The sequence below is a fragment of the Pseudarthrobacter sp. MDT1-40-2 genome, assembly GCF_059383595.1.
Genome location: NZ_JBWZCL010000002.1, coordinates 143,637 through 161,461, shown reverse-complemented (window position 1 = coordinate 161,461; position 17,825 = coordinate 143,637). Strand labels below are relative to the sequence as shown.

General features: G+C 63.6%; 20 protein-coding genes and 3 tRNA genes. 14 read left to right on the top strand and 9 right to left on the bottom strand.

The annotated features are described in order from the left end of the window. The 3 genes from AC50X5_RS06910 to AC50X5_RS06900 form a co-directional block, all read right to left on the bottom strand. Entirely contained in the window at positions 1 to 420 is a 420-nt protein-coding gene (locus tag AC50X5_RS06910) for a metallopeptidase family protein (protein ID WP_494975375.1), read from the bottom strand. A gap of 24 nt (positions 421 to 444) precedes the next feature. Then, entirely contained in the window at positions 445 to 1,290 is an 846-nt protein-coding gene (locus tag AC50X5_RS06905; RefSeq protein WP_494976052.1) for a DMT family transporter, read from the bottom strand. Between the two features lie 263 nt (positions 1,291 to 1,553). Continuing rightward, a complete protein-coding gene (locus AC50X5_RS06900; protein WP_494975374.1) occupies positions 1,554 to 2,615 on the bottom strand; it encodes a PHP domain-containing protein in 1,062 nt (353 codons plus the stop codon). A 268-nt stretch (positions 2,616 to 2,883) separates the two neighbouring features. Between AC50X5_RS06900 and AC50X5_RS06895 the strand changes: the two genes are divergently transcribed. From AC50X5_RS06895 to AC50X5_RS06850, 10 genes are all read left to right on the top strand, one after another. Beyond that, positions 2,884 to 2,956, top strand: a tRNA-Glu gene (locus tag AC50X5_RS06895). A gap of 102 nt (positions 2,957 to 3,058) precedes the next feature. Then, positions 3,059 to 3,132 (top strand) — tRNA-Asp (locus AC50X5_RS06890). 48 nt (positions 3,133 to 3,180) lie between these two features. Further along, positions 3,181 to 3,253: transfer RNA gene (locus AC50X5_RS06885), tRNA-Phe, on the top strand. A gap of 221 nt (positions 3,254 to 3,474) precedes the next feature. Continuing rightward, a complete protein-coding gene (locus AC50X5_RS06880) occupies positions 3,475 to 4,347 on the top strand; it encodes an NAD-dependent epimerase/dehydratase family protein (protein ID WP_494975373.1) in 873 nt (290 codons plus the stop codon). 48 nt (positions 4,348 to 4,395) lie between these two features. Then, a complete protein-coding gene (locus tag AC50X5_RS06875; protein WP_494975372.1) occupies positions 4,396 to 4,632 on the top strand; it encodes a zinc-ribbon domain-containing protein in 237 nt (78 codons plus the stop codon). A 101-nt stretch (positions 4,633 to 4,733) separates the two neighbouring features. After that, a complete protein-coding gene (locus AC50X5_RS06870) occupies positions 4,734 to 5,255 on the top strand; it encodes an Asp23/Gls24 family envelope stress response protein (RefSeq protein ID WP_494975371.1) in 522 nt (173 codons plus the stop codon). Further along, on the top strand, positions 5,252 to 5,443 hold the full coding sequence (locus AC50X5_RS06865; protein WP_493983821.1) for a hypothetical protein: 192 nt from the start codon (positions 5,252 to 5,254) through the stop codon (positions 5,441 to 5,443). Before AC50X5_RS06870 ends, AC50X5_RS06865 begins: the two co-directional genes overlap by 4 nt. Then, entirely contained in the window at positions 5,440 to 5,850 is a 411-nt protein-coding gene (locus AC50X5_RS06860; RefSeq protein ID WP_494975370.1) for a hypothetical protein, read from the top strand. Before AC50X5_RS06865 ends, AC50X5_RS06860 begins: the two co-directional genes overlap by 4 nt. Then, complete coding sequence (locus tag AC50X5_RS06855; RefSeq protein WP_494975369.1) at positions 5,847 to 6,512, top strand: hypothetical protein; 666 nt, start codon at positions 5,847 to 5,849, stop codon at positions 6,510 to 6,512. The genes AC50X5_RS06860 and AC50X5_RS06855 overlap by 4 nt, the downstream gene beginning before the upstream one ends. Next, the gene (locus AC50X5_RS06850; protein ID WP_494975368.1) at positions 6,509 to 7,120 is read left to right on the top strand and encodes a hypothetical protein; all 612 of its coding nucleotides are present in this window, start codon (positions 6,509 to 6,511) and stop codon (positions 7,118 to 7,120) included. The genes AC50X5_RS06855 and AC50X5_RS06850 overlap by 4 nt, the downstream gene beginning before the upstream one ends. 131 nt (positions 7,121 to 7,251) lie before the next feature. Here the strand turns inward: AC50X5_RS06850 and AC50X5_RS06845 are convergent, their stop codons facing one another. Beyond that, positions 7,252 to 7,551: a hypothetical protein gene (locus tag AC50X5_RS06845; RefSeq protein WP_494975367.1), complete on the bottom strand. Its 300-nt coding sequence runs from the start codon at positions 7,549 to 7,551 to the stop codon at positions 7,252 to 7,254. A 208-nt stretch (positions 7,552 to 7,759) separates the two neighbouring features. Then, positions 7,760 to 9,556, bottom strand: coding sequence for a glycoside hydrolase family 13 protein (locus tag AC50X5_RS06840; RefSeq protein WP_494975366.1), 1,797 nt, complete (start codon positions 9,554 to 9,556; stop codon positions 7,760 to 7,762). 122 nt (positions 9,557 to 9,678) lie between these two features. On the opposite strand from AC50X5_RS06840, the gene AC50X5_RS06835 reads away from it, so the two are divergent. From AC50X5_RS06835 to AC50X5_RS06820, 4 genes are all read left to right on the top strand, one after another. Continuing rightward, entirely contained in the window at positions 9,679 to 11,022 is a 1,344-nt protein-coding gene (locus tag AC50X5_RS06835; RefSeq protein ID WP_494975365.1) for an ABC transporter substrate-binding protein, read from the top strand. Positions 11,023 to 11,114: 92 nt separating this feature from the next. Next, positions 11,115 to 12,080 carry a carbohydrate ABC transporter permease gene (locus tag AC50X5_RS06830; protein WP_494975364.1) on the top strand — a complete coding sequence of 322 codons (966 nt, stop codon included), beginning with the start codon at positions 11,115 to 11,117 and terminating at the stop codon, positions 12,078 to 12,080. Then, entirely contained in the window at positions 12,077 to 13,051 is a 975-nt protein-coding gene (locus AC50X5_RS06825; RefSeq protein ID WP_494975363.1) for a carbohydrate ABC transporter permease, read from the top strand. Before AC50X5_RS06830 ends, AC50X5_RS06825 begins: the two co-directional genes overlap by 4 nt. Before the next feature lie 27 nt (positions 13,052 to 13,078). Continuing rightward, on the top strand, positions 13,079 to 14,131 hold the full coding sequence (locus AC50X5_RS06820; RefSeq protein ID WP_494975362.1) for a LacI family DNA-binding transcriptional regulator: 1,053 nt from the start codon (positions 13,079 to 13,081) through the stop codon (positions 14,129 to 14,131). A gap of 7 nt (positions 14,132 to 14,138) precedes the next feature. On the opposite strand, the gene AC50X5_RS06815 is transcribed toward AC50X5_RS06820, so the two are convergent. The 4 genes from AC50X5_RS06815 to AC50X5_RS06800 all read right to left on the bottom strand — a co-directional run bounded on the left by AC50X5_RS06815 (position 14,139) and on the right by AC50X5_RS06800 (position 17,774). Next, positions 14,139 to 15,038, bottom strand: a complete 900-nt coding sequence (locus AC50X5_RS06815) for a DUF8083 family protein (RefSeq protein ID WP_494975361.1) — start codon at positions 15,036 to 15,038, stop codon at positions 14,139 to 14,141. A gap of 22 nt (positions 15,039 to 15,060) precedes the next feature. Then, entirely contained in the window at positions 15,061 to 15,867 is an 807-nt protein-coding gene (locus AC50X5_RS06810) for an exodeoxyribonuclease III (RefSeq protein WP_494975360.1), read from the bottom strand. An 81-nt stretch (positions 15,868 to 15,948) separates the two neighbouring features. After that, positions 15,949 to 16,575, bottom strand: coding sequence for a response regulator (locus AC50X5_RS06805; protein WP_494975359.1), 627 nt, complete (start codon positions 16,573 to 16,575; stop codon positions 15,949 to 15,951). Next, positions 16,572 to 17,774, bottom strand: a complete 1,203-nt coding sequence (locus AC50X5_RS06800) for a sensor histidine kinase (RefSeq protein WP_494975358.1) — start codon at positions 17,772 to 17,774, stop codon at positions 16,572 to 16,574. Before AC50X5_RS06800 ends, AC50X5_RS06805 begins: the two co-directional genes overlap by 4 nt. Positions 17,775 to 17,825: the final 51 nt, after the last annotated feature.

Genomic DNA, 17,825 nt, shown 5'->3' with positions numbered 1-17,825 from the left:
TCAGCCCCATCCCAACTGGTGCAGCCGTTCGTCATCAATACCAAAATGGTGGGCGATTTCGTGGACCACGGTGACGCCCACTTCCTCGATGACTTCCTCGCGGGAACTGCAGATTTCCAGGAGGGGTTTGCGGAAAATGGTGATGCGGTCAGGCAGCGAGCCGGTATCCCAGGACGAGTCCCTGTCAGTGAGCGGCGTGCCTTCGTACAGCCCCAGCAAAACGGTGTCCGGATCCTCGTCGGGGCCGGGCTCGTAGTCGTCCTCGATGAAGACGGCCACGTTGTTCATGGCCTGTTCTACTCCGGGCGGGATACGTTCCAGGGCCTCGATGACCGCAGCCTCGAAGTCGTCAGGGCTCAGCTCGAAAGGCTGCGCCGGGCCGGGATCGATGGGCAGGCCGGGCGGAAGGTGGCTGGACATACTGATGACTCTAGCTGCGCGATGCTAGCCGCGGGTACGGGAGCGCCGCCGGGTCAGTGCCACTCCGATCAGGCAGAGGACGCCACCGGCCAGCCCCCAGATGGTGGGTACCTCGCCCAGCAGCAGCCAGGAAATCAGGATGGTGGTGCCGGGAACCAGGTAGGTGGTGGCGGCCAGTTTTCCGGCGTCGATCAGGGACAGTGTGTAGGCCCACGTGGTGAAGGCTATGGCAGTGGGGAAGATTCCCAGATAGAGCAGGCCCAGTGTGGCCGGCAGTCCCGCCTGCTGGAGCTCGCCGATCAGCTGGCCCGTGAAGGGCAGGCAGCAGATGGTGCCCACCATGATGCCGAACCACGTCGCCTGGCCGGCGGGAAACTTCTTCAGCACCGGCTTCTGGATGATGACGCTGACGGAGGCGAGCACCGCGGCGAGCAGGCACAACAACACACCGGTGACATCCGCCGTCGAACGCTGTCCGGAACCCAGCGCAATGAGGGCAACGCCGCTGAATGCCACCACGCTTCCGATCAACAGCCAGCGCGGGAAGCCCTCCTTGAGGAAAAGCGCGGCCAGGATGGCCACCACAATCGGGCTGACATTGATCAGCAAAGCGCTGGTGCCGGCGTCGAGCATGTGTTCCGCGGCGTTGAGCGCCACGTTGTACCCGCCAAACCACATCACGCCGTAGGCCAGGATGGGCCACCACTCACGGCCCTTGGGCAGCGCGCGCAGCGTGGGCAGCACCACCAGACCGAGCACGACGGCGGCAACCGCCAGCCGTCCCAGGGTCAGGGAACCGGGGGAAAACGTTGGTCCTACCGCCCGGATGCCCACGAAGGCTGAAGCCCACAGGACCACCGTGGTGATCATGGCCGCGATGGCCAGCGGCGGCACCTTCCCAGGCGTGAGGGCAGGTGCCGGGACATTTTCGGGGGCCGTTGCCGTAGTCACTGGTTCAGCAGTGGGCGGGTTTGCGGGGGAGGCGTCGATGTTGCGCCCGGCGGTGCTGCTCATGAATCCAATGTAGTTCCTGGCGGCCCTACTGATCCGGCGGAAATCGGACAGGTCAGCACAAATTACTGCCAATGCCCCGGACTGCCCTGCACCACCGCTCCAAGGCGCCGGATTGTGCCCTACCGGGTGCCCTGCCCTTTACCTTTCCCGGCCCACTCAAGCAGGCGGTCCAAAGGCCACGTGTTCACGATACGTTCCGCCGGAACCCCGTTGCGTTCAGCGCGTTCAGCCCCGTACTGCAGGAAATCGAGCTGTCCGGGAGCGTGCGCGTCGCTGTCGATGCTGAACAGGCAGCCTGCCTCGACTGCCTGCTGGAGGAGGTTGTCAGGAGGATCCTGGCGTTCAGGGCGCGAATTGATTTCCACCGCCACATGGTTCTCCACACAGGCGGCGAAAACCTTGGCGGCATCAAATTCAGACTGCGGCCTCGTGCCCCGCGAGCCCTCCACAAGCCGGCCTGTGCAATGGCCCAGCACATTGGTGCGCGGATGCGTGATGCCACCCAACATCCGCCTGGTCATAGTGCCACGATCCGCCCGGAGCTTGGAGTGCACACTGGCCACCACCACGTCCAGCTGCTCCAGCATGTCCGGAGACTGGTCCAGTTCCCCGTTCTCCAGGATGTCCACCTCGATGCCGGCGAGGAGGCGGAAGTCCGCACCGCCGTCGTTCTTAACCTCCTTGGCGATGGCCGTGTTGATCCTCTTCACCTCTTTGAGTTGGGCCGTCAGGCGCTCGGCGGTGAGGCCGTTCGCGATGGTGAGGTTGGGGGAGTGGTCCGTCAGGGCGAGGTACTCGCGGCCCAGGAGCCGCGCGGCATCAACCATCAGGGGGATGGGTGAGCCGCCGTCGGACCAGTCGCTGTGGCTGTGAAGGTCACCGCGAAGAGACCCGCTGATAGTGCGGCCACCGGCAGCCAGGGGCTGGGCTGTCCTCTCGCGAAGCTCGGCAAGGTAGTCAGGAACCTTACCGTCTACGGCCTCCCGGATCACGGTGTACGTCCGGTCGCCAATCCCCTTCATGGACTTCAGCCGGCCGTTCCGGACCCGGGCCTCAAGCTCTGCCTCGTCCAGCGTTGCGATAGTGGCGGCGGCCTTGCGGAAGGCCTGGACCTTGAACGTAGCGGCGCGCCCCCGTTCAAGCCAGAAGGCGATTTCGTTGAGTGCGGCGACAGCATCCATCTGACCATTTTGCACCCTTCCCGGCAGTCCGTCCGGAGCTGCGCAGGCCGGGCTCTTCCCCAGGGGTCCTTGCGGCGCTCCATTCAGAGCGGCCTCCACGGCCGCTGCGTGGACGCTTCCACGGCCGCTTCCAAGCGGCTCCGGCGGGATTTTGGATAATCCCGGTGAAGGCCCTATAGTTTTAGAGTCCAGTTCGGAGAAATCGCAGGGACGAAGACGGAGAGCCCCGGCTCGAAGCCTTTTATTTTTGCCTCCGTACTGAGTTCAGGCCCCCATCGTCTAGCGGCCTAGGACACCGCCCTTTCACGGCGGCGGCACGGGTTCGAATCCCGTTGGGGGTACGCAGGGAGCTGGTCCGGCAGGCTGGAAAAGTCTGGTAGGCTGGAGCCCTTGAAAAAAAGCGGTAGCAATGCCGCGGAGCAGTAAAAATGCAGTAAACGCAAGGCCCTGTAGCGCAGTTGGTTAGCGCGCCGCCCTGTCACGGCGGAGGTCGCGGGTTCAAGTCCCGTCAGGGTCGCTTTGATTGCCGGAAGAGATTCCGGCCTTCATGGTGACATGTCACCTAGGCTCTGTAGCTCAGTTGGTAGAGCGTTCGACTGAAAATCGAAAGGTCACCGGATCGACGCCGGTCGGAGCCACATTTCGGCAAGCTCAACGCAAGCAGCTAGAACCCCGCCTCCCGGACTTCCGGGAAGCGGGGTTTTGTCTTTGCCCGGTGAACAGGCGAACCAGCCTGCATCAGAGTTTTCAGCACCAGTAGAGATCCGGGCTTTGGTCGACCTACCCGTCGCCAGCCGGAACGCCTTAGCCTTAGTAGAGTCGTCAGCGATAGCCCCCGTCGGATGAGGTAGGAATCAGTATGAGAATTGCAGTGACAGGTGGCAGCGGAAAGCTTGGACGGCACGTAGTCCGCCGGCTCAATGATGATGGCCACGAAGTGCTGAACCTGGACCGTTCCGGGGAAAGAAGCTCCACTTTGGCAATAGTGGATCTCCGTGAGTATGGCCAGGTTCTGGATGTACTCCTCGGGCTCGATGACAGGCATCAGGGTTTCGACGCCGTCGTCCACCTGGGAGCGATGCCCGCTCCGGGCATTGTTCCCGACGCAGCCACCTTTGAAAACAACATGCTGTCCACCTACAACGTTTTCCAGGCGGCTCGCCGGGCCGGCATCAAAAAGGTGGTGTATGCGTCCAGTGAGACGGTGCTGGGACTGCCGTTCGACGTCGACCCTCCCTATATTCCCGTGGATGAGGAGTACCCGGCCCGCCCCGAAAGCACGTACTCCCTGGTCAAGCACCTGGAAGAGCAGATGGCGATTGAGCTGACACGCTGGGATCCGGAGCTAAGCATCAGTGCCCTGCGCTTCTCAAACGTCATGGACGCTGAGGATTACGAACGGTTCCCGTCATTCGACTCCGATCCGCTTCTGCGCAAGTGGAACCTGTGGGGATACATTGACGGCCGTGACGGCGCCCAGGCGGTGGCGCGCGCATTGGAAAACAGCAAGCCCGGGTTCGAGGCGTTCATCATCGCCAACGCGGACACGGTCATGACCCGTTCCAGCGCCAGCCTGGCCGCTGCCGTTTTCCCGGACGTCAGGGTGACTAAGGAGCTGGGGGAGCACGAGACCATGCTGTCCATCGATAAGGCGCGGCGCCTGCTCGGCTTTGAGCCGGAGCACACCTGGCGTGACTACCAGCCAAGCCGAACCACTCCCACAGAAGACTAGAAAACCGAGTTGCCACAACTGGCAGCACGACTCCGGAAGGCAAAACCGATGTTCCTTCTTTTTGGTTTCAAGACCGCCCTTAAGGCGCTGGCCGGCAAGTCCGCGACCTGCCAGCGCTGCCGCTTCTTCGGCCACCACCACCTTGAGGAGCGGGCCACCAAGTTCACGCTCTTCTTCATTCCGGTTTTCACCACGTCGCGGTCCTACCTCATCACGTGTGCCAACTGCGGCTACGCTTCCAGCATCTCCGCGAGGCAGAAGCGCGCGTTGGAACTGCGACGGTAGGAAAGGCCAGCCGTCCTCTGCGGTACACGCCCCTGCCGCGGCCCTAGACACGATGTCCTGGCCAAGGGATAGGGTTGAAGCAACAGAAGGGGGAGTGCCTCATGGAATATCCGGACCCGCAATCCGAACCCGGTGTGCTTGTAAATCCCGGCCGCACTGAAACTTCCGGCAGCCCGGCCGGAGCAGCCGGTGCCATACGTACTGCCGCTGCCGGCCCAGTAGCTGCTGCCGCGGAGGTGCCGGGGTCCCGCGGACGCACTGTTATATCTGAAACTGCAGTGGAAAAGGTTGCCGGCATTGCCGCCCGTGCCGTGCCGGGTGTCCACTCGCTGGGCACCGGATCCACCCGTGCACTTGGTGCCATCCGTGAAGCCGTGGGCAGTTCGGACCATGCTGCCGGCGTCCATGCCGAGGTCGGCGAAACCCAGGTTGCCGTGGACATCAATCTCGTCGCCGACTACGGCACACCCCTGCACTCCTTGGCCAACGCGGTCCGCGCCGCCGTGTACCGCGCCGTGGAGGAACTGGTGGGCCTGCAGGTCATCGAAGTGAACGTAGAGATCAACGATGTCTACATTGCCGCGCCGGCAAGGCCCGGCGCTGACCGGGAGGTACTCGCGTGAACCTGACAGTAGTGGGCATTGCCGCCGGCGCCTTCCTGGCCTTCATGTCCTTCGCCTTCGGGCCCTGGGGTTTCCTGGCATCGGTACTGTTCATGGCCATCGGCGCCCTGCTGGGCCGTGCAGCCGAAGGAAAGCTGGACCTGCGAGGGGTCCTGGACGCCATCACCGGCCGCCGCTCGTCCTCATGAGCACGGCAGCTGGGCCGGTAACGCAGCCAGGCGGCCCGGACACCCCCGGCACCGGCCTCCGGCTGAACGGCCACAACAGAATCAGCACCCAGGCGCTGAGCAGCCTCGCGAAGGCCTCAGCCTCCAGGTCACTCGGTGTGCCTGCGCATGAGATTCGCGTGGACTGGGCGGACGACGACGGACTGCTGGCCCTGTCCCTCGTCTCGCCTGTGTTGGTCCCGCCGCTGGCAGCCGTCGCCCGGGATAATGGGCGGCTCCGCGGATTCGGTGGGTCCATCCTGGACCGCGTTGTGGCGGCAAAAGCTGACATCCTGGGCAGCGTCACAGCACTGAGCGGTGCGCAGCTGAGCAGGGTGGATATCCGGATCAGCGGAATAAAAATCACCGATGGCGGGAGGGTACGTTGAGCCGGAATCACGAGCAATTGCCCGCGGAAGCCGCCTCGCAAGGGAACGCGCAAACCTACAGCGGCCTGGCCGTTGACCTCGATAAGGTGGTGCGCCGGGAGATGCGTCCCACCCGTGCCTTTGCGGCTATCCTGGCTGCCGTGCTGATTGGACTGGCGGCCACCTACGGACTGCTGGAAGCAGGTGTTCATGCAATCGGCCAGCCCGCTTGGCTGATCGAACCGCATCTGGCCGCACAGCGCATCACAGCGCTTCCCGAAGGGATTTCCCCTGCGCTGCTGGGTGCCGCCGGCGCCGTAGTTGCCATGGCAGGCCTCTTCTTCCTGCTGCAAGCTGTGCTCCCCGGCCGTCGCGCGCGCCATGTCCTGGACGGAGCGCGGTTGGGTATCCCCACCGAGTCCGTTGCCGTTGTGGTTGACGACGAAACCATCGCTTCGGCCCTTGCGCGGCGAGCCAGACTTGCTGCCAACGTCACACCGGAACAGGTGATGGTGGTGGTCTCGCAGAAGCAGGTGCTGGTCAACGTGAGGCCCACGTCCGGGGCGCCTGTCAGCGAAGACGTCATCCTGGCCGCTGTCCGCGATGAACTGGAAGACCTGGCTCCGCTGCCGCTCCCTTACGTCCGCGTGCTCGTGGCCAGTTCCGGGGTGATTGGCGCATGAACAGCACACCGCGGGTCCTGAACCGCATCCTGATTGGCATCCTCGGCGTGAAGTTGTTAGCCATTGGTGTCCTGTTACTGCTGCTCGCCGCCGTTCCTGCTGTCGCCGACTGGTGGCAGGCGTGGTCGGCCGAGGCATGGGGCGCGGCTTTGCAGGCCTTCGAGCGGACGCCCCTGCCGGGCCGCAGCGAGAGTTGGCTGTGGATGGTCGTGGCGGCAGTCCTTGCCCTTGTTATTGGCCTCGTTATCGCCTGGGTGGCGCAGCAGGGCAAGGGCAGGGCTGATCTCCTGGTCGCCCCGCGGGATGACGGCGATGTCCCGGGAACCATCCGGATTGCCGGAAGTGTTGCCGAACAGGCCATCAGAGGGGCATTGGCCGGCCGTGCTGACCTTGCCGGCTCTTCCGTCGCCACGTACAGCATCAAGGGCAGCCCGGCGCTGCGGGTCCGGCTGCACCCCAGGCAGGGGGTTGCCCCGCAACTGCTGGCAGCCGAGGTCGCCGAACTGGTGCAGGCGCTGGAGGACCTGGTGGGCCAGCGGATACCTGTCCTCATTCATATCAGTGCCGGCGCGCGCACGCGGTTAAGCCGGGCCGAACGGGTGCGCTAAAGCTGTTTGGCGGCCGTCTACCGCGCGCATGCCTCCGAGGCAGAAAGTAGGCCCTGCCCTATCTCCCAAGGGCTATACCCTTGGGCGCCGGCAATCAGGAGATACCGGCGCCATAAAAGTCTTCCGGCGGTTCATCCGGGCCTGTCGGGGAGCAGCCTGCCAAGCAAACCCGCTGCCGTGGCGTCGTTGACGAACTGGTACTGCCTCGCTGCCAGCCTGATGTCCTGGCTCAGCTCGTCCAACTCCGCTGCGAAGCAACCCAGGACTGCTTTGGCCGCGTCACCGCTTTCCCGCAGGATGGCGGCGGTGTGCGGTGAGCCGCAGTTATCGGCGCTCCAGGCAGACGCCGAACGGAGGCTCGTCGCATTTCTCTCCAGCGTGCAGGCAAGGGGCTGCATGGCCAGAGGGTCAACATGGATCGGGTTGCTCACGGCTACATCGTCCCCATTGCAGGCCTGCTCTGCCAATCGCCCGGCCCAGCCTGTGGATAAATCCGCAGCTACTTGTTCCGAAGCCAGCTTCGGATCAGAAGGAGTTCGACGGCGGCATCCGCGAGGTGGATCTTGCTGATCCGCCCCCGTGCCGCATAGGTAATGTCGATTGCTGCCAACGTGGCAGCACGTGTCCTCTACCGGACTTTCACTCCATTTGGTCATCCGCGGCAACTGTGAGGTAGACGGTGCAGGCGGTCGGCACCGCAGCAGTCGTACCGGCGTCGGAAGTGCTGGAAAGCAGCGCGGTGTAACCCTCCGGAAGTTGCACCGGAGCGGCGCCCATGTTCGCCAGGACCAGGATGTCGCGGTTATGGAAGGCCAGGACGCCGCGCTCGGGATCATGGGCATCGGCCCAGCGGAAGTCACCGGATCCCAGAGAATGGCTGCGCCGGAAATTCAGTGCCGCGCGGTACAGCTCTAGGGTGGAGCTTTCGACGCCGTCCTGGAGATCCGCTGCCAGCCCGCCGAAGGATTCCGGCTGGGGCAGCCATGGGGCGGCAGGCTGCGGCGCTGAGGAGAAACCATAACCCGGGGCTGCGGCCTCCCAGGGGAGTGGAACCCGGCAGCCATCCCGTCCCTTTTCAGCCCCCAGGGTGCGGAAGAAAGACGGATCCTGGCGGGCGACGTCTGGCAGGGTGGTGTGCTCGGGCAGCCCTAGTTCCTCGCCTTGGTAAAGGTAGGCGGAACCCGGCAGTGCCAGCGAAACCAGTGTGGCGGCGCGTGCCCGGGCCAGTCCAAGTTCCGGGTCCGGCTGCTCGTCTCCTTCGCCGATTCCCTTGGGAAACGTCGTCGGATTTTTCAGGCCGAAGCGGCTGGTGTGCCGGACGGTGTCATGGTTGCTGAGCACCCAGGTGGAGGAGGCGCCCACCGTGGCAGCGGACACGAGCGAGGCCTCGATGGCTGCTGACATCCTGGAGGCATCCCATCCGGACAGCAGGAAATCGAAGTTGAACGCCTGCTGGAACTCGTCCTTCCGGATGTAGCGCGCCAGCCTTTCGGCCGGTTCAACCCAGGCTTCGGCAACCATCATTCGATCGCCGTCGTAATCCGCCAGTACCTGGTGCCAGTCACGGTAAATCTCATGGACGCCGTCCTGGTCAAGATACGGCGAGGGCGGCAGCTGGGGTGAGTCGGCACGGTGTGGTTCTTCTGCATCAGAGTGGGCACCGGGCGCGTCGCCGGGCTCGATTTCCTCAGACCGGCCGCCCTCCACCATGGCAGCCGCACCCGCCCAGTCCGGCAACCCTTCGGCCTTGACCAGGCCGTGGGCTACATCGACGCGGAAGCCGTCCACTCCGCGGTCCAGCCAGAACCGCAGCACGGAGCGCATCTCGTCGTGGACCTCGGGGTTGTCCCAGTTGAGGTCCGGCTGCTTGGTGTCGAAAAGGTGGAGGTACCACTCACCCGCGGTGCCATCGGCCTCGGTGATCCGGGTCCACGCCTTACCGCCGAAAATCGACTGCCAGTTGTTGGGCGGCAGGAGGCCGTCGCCTGAACCCGGTACCTGATCCTTGCCGGGCCGGAAGATGTACCTGCTCCGCGCCGGGGATCCGGGCGGTGCGGCGAGAGCTTCCCGGAACCAGGCGTGCTCGTCAGACGTGTGATTGGGAACCAGGTCAACAATGACTTTCAGGCCCAGACCGTGAGCCTCCTCCAACATCACATCGAAGTCGTCCAAGGTGCCGAAGATCGGGTCGACGGCCCGGTAGTCAGCGACGTCGTAGCCGGCATCGGCCTGCGGAGACCGGTAGAAGGGGGACAGCCATATGGCGTCAACGCCCAGACGCTTCAGGTAAGCGAGCCGTTCCGTCACCCCGCGGAGATCGCCCAGCCCATCACCGTTGGCGTCAGAGAATGATCGCGGATAAATCTGGTAAACAACGGCGCCAGCCCACCAGGTGTCGAGCTCTGAGCCGGGGGTGGGGATGGTCGCTTGCGGCATAGGTCTCCTTCAGGGAACAATTCTGTGTAAACGCTTGCATTTCTTCCAATAACCTTACTAGGGTGATGGTCACCACATCAATGCGGGCCAATTTTTCTTGTACTCATCGAGGAGTCAGAAGCATGAAAAACCGAAAGTACCTGTTGCCCATAGCGGCTACCGGAATCCTGGCGCTGACGCTTAGTGCCTGCAGCTCAGACGGCGGCGGCGGAAGCGATCCGGCCGCTGAGGTCGATTGCACGGCCTACGAGTCGTACGGCAAGCACGAAGGCAAAACAATTTCCGTCTACTCCACCATCGTTGACGTTGAGGCCACCAACCTGGAGCAGACCTGGGCGGCATTCGAGGAATGCACCGGTGCCACCATCAAATATGAGGGCAGCAAGGAATTCGAAACCCAGATCGGTGTCCGCGCCAAGGCCGGCAACGCCCCGGATATCGCTATCTTCCCGCAGCCCGGCCTGATGGCCGATCAGGCCCGGGCCGGCAACCTGAAGCCCGCCCCGCAGACCGTTTCGGACGCAGTGGATGAAAACTGGTCAGCTGACTGGAAGAAGTACGGCACCGTAGACGGAACCTTCTATGCCGCTCCCATGCTGGCAAACGTCAAGGGCTTCGTCTGGTACGCACCCAAGACGTTTGAGGACAACGGCTGGGAAGTACCCACCTCGTGGGACGAAATGATGACACTGTCCAACACCATCGCCGATGCCGGCACCATGAAGCCGTGGTGTGCAGGTTTCGAGTCCGGTGAAGCCACAGGCTGGCCGGGCACTGACTGGATTGAGGACGTTGTGCTTCGCGCCCACGGCCCCGAGGTTTACGACCAATGGGTCAGCCACGAGATCCCCTTTAACGATCCCAAGATCGTTGAAGCGTTCAACACCACCGGCGAGATCCTGCTGGACGACAAGATGGTTAACGGTGGCTTCGGCGACGTCCGCTCCATCCTCACCACGGGCTTCGCCCAAGCTGGCCAGCCGGTGCTGGACGGCCAGTGCGCCATGCACCACCAGGCTAACTTCCAGGCTTCCAACTGGCCTGAAGGAACCGTTGTTGCTCCCGACGGCGACGTCTGGGCCTTCATGACTCCGCCCATCGACGAGAGCCTTGGCCAGACCATCACCGGTGGCGGCGAAATGGTCGGCGCCTACAAGGACACCCCTGAGGTCCAGGCTTTCCAGGCCTACATGGCCAGCCCGGAGTTCGCCAACGATCGCGTCAAGCTTGGCGGCGTGATCAGCGCAAACAAGGGTCTCGATCCGGCGAACGCCCAGACCGAGCTGGACAAGCTCTCGATCGAGCTGCTTCAGAATCCCGATACCGTCTTCCGGTTTGATGGTTCTGACCTGATGCCCGGCGCCGTTGGTTCCAACTCCTTCTGGAAGGGAATCGTTGCGTGGATCAACGGAACCCCTGCCGAGCAGGTAACCGACAGCATCGAAGGCAGCTGGCCTGCCAGCTGACCCGCCTCCACGTCACACCCCCGGGGCCTTCCGTCCCGGGGGTGTGACGTACCGCGACCATCTGGATCCACGCACACCACGGAGGTTGGGCAATGGAGTTTATCGGAGGAAAATTCCTTCAGGTCCTCATCGCCTTGGCAATTTTTGCCGCGATTATCGGACTCATTATGTTGCTGGTGGACAGGGCTCCCAAGTCCGCCAAGGACAAAGTAACCATCGCCGGGTTTTTGGCACCGGCAGCAATTCTTCTTATCGTCGGGCTCGTTTATCCGGCCGTCAGTACCTCATACCTGGCCTTCACGGACCCCAGCGGCAAGCTCATCGGCTTCGACAACTTTGTCTGGATGTTCACGCAGCCGGAGGCCCTGATCACCCTGCGGAATACCCTCATCTGGACAGTCCTGGTGCCCCTGCTTTCCACGGTGTTTGGGTTGGCCTACGCGGTGTTTATCGATAAGGCTCGCGGCGAGCGGGTGCTGAAGGCCCTGGTCTTCATGCCAATGGCCATTTCCTTCGTCGGTGCGGGCATCATCTGGAAGCTGGTGTATGACTTCCGCGGTTCAGGGATTGAGCAGACCGGCGTTCTGAACGCTTTGCGCGTGATGTTCGGAATGGAACCCAAGCAGTTCCTCTTGGACGCACCCGAAAACACTATCTTCCTTATCGTCGTGATGGTCTGGATCCAGACCGGTTTCGCCATGGTAATCCTTTCCGCAGCCATCAAGGGTGTCCCGGTGGAACTGACCGAAGCGGCCCGGCTGGACGGCGCCAACGCCTGGGAGCAGTTCCGCAACGTGACCATTCCGGGTATCCGCGGCTCACTGGTGGTGGTGTTGACCACCATCACCATTGCCACCCTGAAGGTCTTCGACATCGTCCGGACCATGACAGCCGGAAACTACGAGACTTCGGTCGTGGCCAACGAGATGTACACACAGGCCTTCCGTGCCGGTGAGCCCGGCAGGGGCGCGGCATTGGCACTGGTGCTCTTCCTCATGGTCCTGCCGATCGTCGTCTACAACGCCCGCGTCCTTCGTCAGCAAAAGGAAATCCGATGACCGTCATGCCAGCGCCGGATGCGGCACCAAAAAATAGCAGTACCAAGATCACATCACGCAGGGTCCCCGGCGGTCCGGACGATTCCGCGCCCATGGCCCGCCGGGTCAAGCAACGCCTGACCTCCCGCTGGGCCACGGCGGCGGCCCTGGTTATTGCCGTCGTCTGGACCATCCCGACCTTCGGCCTGTTTATTTCCTCCATCAGGCCTGCAACCAAGCAGGTGGGCCCCCGAGCTGACGGCTGGTGGAATTTCTTCACCGACTGGCAGTTCACGTTCAAGCACTACGTGGACGTCACGGCCGCAGCGGGTTCACAGTCTGCGAATCTCTCGCAGTACTTCGTGAACTCGCTGGCAATCGTCATTCCGGTCACCGTGTTCGTCCTGGTGCTGGCGTCCATGGCTGCCTATATCTTCGCGTGGGGCAACTTCCGCGGCCGGGAATCAGCGTTCATTTTCGTCTTTGCCCTGCAGATCATTCCGCTTCAGATGGCCCTGATCCCGCTGTTGCAGCTCTTCACGCAGGTGCTGCAGATCCCGGCGGGCTCCTACACCCAGCTATGGATAGCGCACACAATCTTCGGTTTGCCGCTGGGCATCTTCCTCCTTCACAACTTCATCTCGGAGATTCCGGGGGAAGTTATCGAGGCCGCCAAGGTCGACGGCGCCGGCCACTCCACGATCTTCTGGCGGATTATCCTGCCGCTGTCCGTACCGGCGCTGGCATCACTGGCGATCTTCCAGTTCCTCTGGGTGTGGAATGACTTGCTGGTGGCCCTGGTGTTCTCCGGTGGTACTGCGGATGTCGCCCCCATCACCCAGCGGCTTGCGGAAATTTCCGGTACCCGTGGAAACCGGGATTTCCTGAACCCGGCGGCGGCTTTCGTCTCGATCATCATTCCGCTTCTGGTGTTCTTCGGCCTGCAGCGCTACTTTGTCCGCGGTCTGCTGGCGGGCGGCCTGAAGGGCTGATGCCGCCGCTAACTGACGGAGGGAACCGTGGCACGGGCAACTGAAAGAAGCCAACGGGGCGGGCACAGCGGGGTCAGTATCGAAGACGTCGCTGCAGCCACCGGGTTCTCCACGGCGACTGTCTCCCGGGCAGTGAGGGGGCTGCCCCGGGTGTCGCCGGCCACCCGGGAGAAGATCCTGGAGATTGCCGGCCAGTTGGGCTATGTGGCGTCGTCGTCGGCTTCCGGACTGGCAACCGGCCGCACCAAGACCATCGGTGTGTTGGCGCCGTTCGTGAGCCGCTGGTTCTTCTCCAAGGCAATCGAGGGCGCCGACCGGGAGCTTCACACCCGGCACTACAACCTATCCCTGTTCAATTTGGGCGGGCACGGGAGCAACCGGGAGCGGCTGTTCAGCAAGACTATGGTCTACAAGCAGATCGACGCCCTGCTGGTCCTGTGTATGGCGCTGACCCACGAGGAACTGGAACATCTGCAGAAAATCGACATCCCGCTGGTAGTAGTGGGTGGCCACGTGGAAGATTGTGCCTACATTGGCATTGACGACTACGCGGCCGCCTCCACCGCGGTCCAGCACCTGATCGATCTTGGTCACAAGGACATTGCGCTGATTCATGGTGACGATGAAACGGACCTGAACTTCGATGTTCCGCGGGTCCGGATCCTGGCCTTTCACGACGTGATGAAGCGGGCGGGTCTGGTGGACCGGCCGGAGTGGGATGAACTCGGCGACTTTACGGTGCGCAGTGGGCAGGCAGCTTTCCAGCGGCTGTGGCGTGCGCCCGGACCAAAGCCGACGGCCGTTTTCTGCGCATCGGATGAGATGGCAATGGGCGTCATGTTTGAAGCCGCACGCCTGGGGGTCCGGGTGCCCGAGGACCTGTCAGTGGTGGGAATCGACGACCACGATTTCGCCGAAGCCATGGGCCTGACCACGGTGAGTCAGCGCCCTGACGAGCAGGCCGAGCTCGCCACCAAGATGCTCCTTGACGAACTGGACGGCATCAGCGGCGCGGTACATTCCGCGGTCGCGCCTCATGAGCTGATTGTCCGCACCTCAACATCCCCGCCAACCAGGTAGCAGTGGGTCAGGAGGCGCGGGCCAGCTGACGGATGGGAATCCAGCGGGACGCGAGCCTGCGGTAAGCGGCAGCGGCGCCGGTCATGTCGCCCTCGGCCAGGCACTCGATGCCCAACCTGATGTCCAGCGGCGAGTCATCAGGGTGCACCTTGTCTGCCACGGCACCATAGTCCAGCTCCACAATGGACGCTGAATCGAACCGCTCCAGCCAGGCGGTCAGCTGGGCCAGTTCCTCCAACATGTCCAGGTCCGGAGCAGCCAGGGCAAGATGCGCGACGGCGTAACGCGCCCTTTCCAGTGCCTCCAGGAGGGTGGCCCATACCCGTACCGTGGCGATTTTGCCCTGGGACTCCACCACCTCCTGCCGGTCGCCCTCCATGAAGAGCGAAAACCAGCTGAACGGAATGCCCCAGGTAGAGGCCCGTGTGTGCACCCGCGGCGTTTCACCGCTGGCCTTGACCTGGTTGATCCGTTCCTGGTGCTTGTCCAGCTGTTCCTCGGGGATCAGCAGTTGTGCCAGCGGGCCGTGGATACCCTCCATCAGGGCGTTCGCGGCAAGGCCGGCGCGCAGCACCAGCTGGCTGGGGCAGTACAACAGGTCTTCACCATCCGCTCCGGCACCGGCACCGGCACCGGCGGCCGCGGCAGCTCCGGCGTCGTTCTTTGCCGATCGGACCCGGACCAGATCTGTACGTCCGGTAGGAAAGGGATCCCCGCCTTCGCGGGTGATGCGGCCCAGGGAGGCGAGCAGTTCGGCATTTTCGACGGCGTCCCTTGAGGCAGCGCCGAGCCCCGCCTTGCGGAGGGCTTTGCGCTGCTCTTCGGGGAAGGCGTGCAGGGGTTCGTAGACCCGCAGGGCGGAGGAAAACGGCAGGCCCGCCTGGCCCCGGTAGATGCTTCCGGTCATGTCCGCCTCCCTTGCAAAAACACTAGTCAGCCAGGTCCACGATCACAGGAGCGTGGTCAGAAGCGCCCTTGCCCTTGCGCTCTTCCCTGTCGATGGAGGCGCCAGTGACCCGGGCAGCCAGCGCCGGTGAGGCCAGCACAAAGTCGATCCGCATTCCTTCTTTTTTGGGGAAGCGGAGCTGGGTGTAGTCCCAGTAGGTGTAGACGCCGGGGCCAGGAGTGTAAGGACGGGCGACGTCGGTAAATCCGGCGGCCTCGAAAGCCCGGAACGCTTCCCGTTCGGGCTCGCTGACATGGGTGTAGCCCTGGGTCAGGAAAAGGTCGATGTCCCAGACATCCTCGTCCCGCGGGGCGATGTTCCAGTCGCCCATCAGTGCCAGCTGCAGGTCCGGGTTTGCTGCCAGCTCGCCACGGGCGTGGGCGTTGAGCATGTCCAGCCACTTCAGCTTGTACGGCATGTGCTCATCGTTGAGGGAGCGACCGTTGGGAACGTACAGGCTCCATACGCGCACGCCATTGCACGTGGCTCCCATGGCACGGGCCTCCTGGACGGGATCCTTTCCTTCTTTCCCAAAAGCGGGCTGATCCATGAAGGTGCGCTCCACGTCCTCAAGCCCTACGCGGGAGGCAATGGCAACGCCGTTCCACTGGTTGAGCCCGAAGTGCGCCACCTCGTAGCCCATCCGCTCAAAGAGCTCCCATGGGAAGTTGTCGTCCTTGCATTTGGTTTCCTGGATGGCGAGGACATCGCAATCGCTGCGCTGAAGCCAGGCTTCGACACGATCGGCCCGGGCTCGGAGGGAATTAACGTTCCAGGTAGCAATCTTCACAGTTCTAACTTACCGAACTTGTCGGCCGGAGGCGTTACAGGGTTTGTTGGGCGGCCGGGCGCTGGCCCAACACGGCACAGCTCAGCGCATCCCCTCCCGGCGGATGGCGGTGGCGATCGCGGCGGCACGGGTGTCCACCCCGAGCTTGGCGTAGATGTGCGCCAGGTGGGTTTTTACTGTGGCTTCGGAGATGAAGAGCTGCTTGCCAAGCTGGCGGTTGCTCAGTCCCTGGGTGAGGAGGCTGAGCAGCTCCGCCTCGCGGGCCGTGAGGATTTCGTCCGGGTTGCGCATCTGCTGGAAAAGGCGGGACGCCACGGGCGGACTCATCACGCTCTTGCCCTGCACAGCGGCCCGCACGCCCGCGAAGATCTCCTCTGGAGCGGCGTCTTTGAGCAGGTAGCCCATGGCGCCGGCGTCCACGGCACGGACTATGTCAGCATCCGAATCGTAGGTGGTGAACACGATGACGGCCTGCTTGCTGTTGCGCTGGCGTAGCCGTTTGATCGCCTCGATGCCATCCATGCCGGGACCCATGGCAAGGTCCATGAGGATCACGTCCGGCGAGCAGGATTCGGCCACGGCCAGCGCTTCCTCACCTGATGCCGCTTCACCTACGACGTCGATATCGGGCTGGGTGCCCAGCAGCGCCTTGAGCCCGCTCCGGACCACCACGTGATCGTCCACCAGGAGCACGGTAATGGCAGTCATCGGGTCTCCTTGGCAGTCCGGGTTGCAGCGGAGGTGGCGTTTGCCTCTTTGGGCGCCGCTGCGGGAGGCAGTGGCAGTTGGGCCGCAATGACGGTGCCCTCGCCCGGGCTGCTTTCCACTGACAACATACCGCCCAGCTGCTCCACCCGCTGCCGCATCGCGCGGAGTCCGTAGCCGCCGGCATCCGAGGGCCCGGGTACCGCCGAGGGATCGAAGCCGCGGCCGTCGTCGAACACATCCAGGGTGACCGCCCCGGGAAGGTAACCGAGGGTGATGCTGACGTTTCCTGCCCGGGCGTGAAGCTTGATGTTGGCCGCCGCGCTTTGAGTGACACGCAACAGGGCATGACGGATTTCGCCGGGAACAGGTGACTGTTCTCCGGTCACCTGGAACCGAAAATGGTCCAGGTACTGCCCGGCCGCTTGCTCGAGCGCGTCCGGGAGAGGAATGCTCTCCAGCCCTGGAGCGGACAGTTCGTGCACCAGGCTCCGGGTTTCGGCGAGGTTCCGGCGCAGCAGGCCCGCGGCTTTCTGTATTTCCTCCCGCGATTCCCGGGCCGGCCAGGACCGCTGGGCAGCTTCGAGCAGCAAGAGGCTGCTGGCCAGCCCCTGGGTGACGGTGTCGTGGATTTCCCGGGAAACCCGTTCGCGCTCGGCAACCACTCCTGCTTCGCGTTCGCTGGCGGCGAGGCGGTCCTGGGCCCGGGTGACGTCGTCCAGCAGCTGTTTCTGGATTCGGGCGTCTCGCTCCATCCTGCCGTAGATGAGGGTGAGCAGCAGGCCGGCGGCCACCGGTCCCAGGAGCATGGCAACATCGGTGCCGCCGCTCATCCAAAACAACCCGACGGCGGTTGCGGCCGCCGTGATTCCCGACGCCACGTAAGCGGCCCAGCCGCGAAAGGCCGAACGGGCCAGGAAGAACAAAGCGAAAGAGCCCCAGGCAAAGCTCGGGGCCGCGATCACCAGTGCAGACCACGCGGCCACCAGGGCAAACATCCATGGCATCCAGGGCTGGCCGCGCAGCGAAAGGACTGCCACCACGCCATAGAGGGTGCAAACGGCAGCGGCCAGGGCAACGGTCCAGAGGTTGTCCGCGGGGGAGTGCCGCATCACGTACCGCACGCCGGAAGCCACCATCAGGACTGCGAAACTGACGTGGACGACGGCGTCAATCCGGCCGTCAATCCTGTTCACTGACATGGGTTTCCTTCGCTTGAATACGCTACCCACCATGCTAATTCCCTTGCGGTT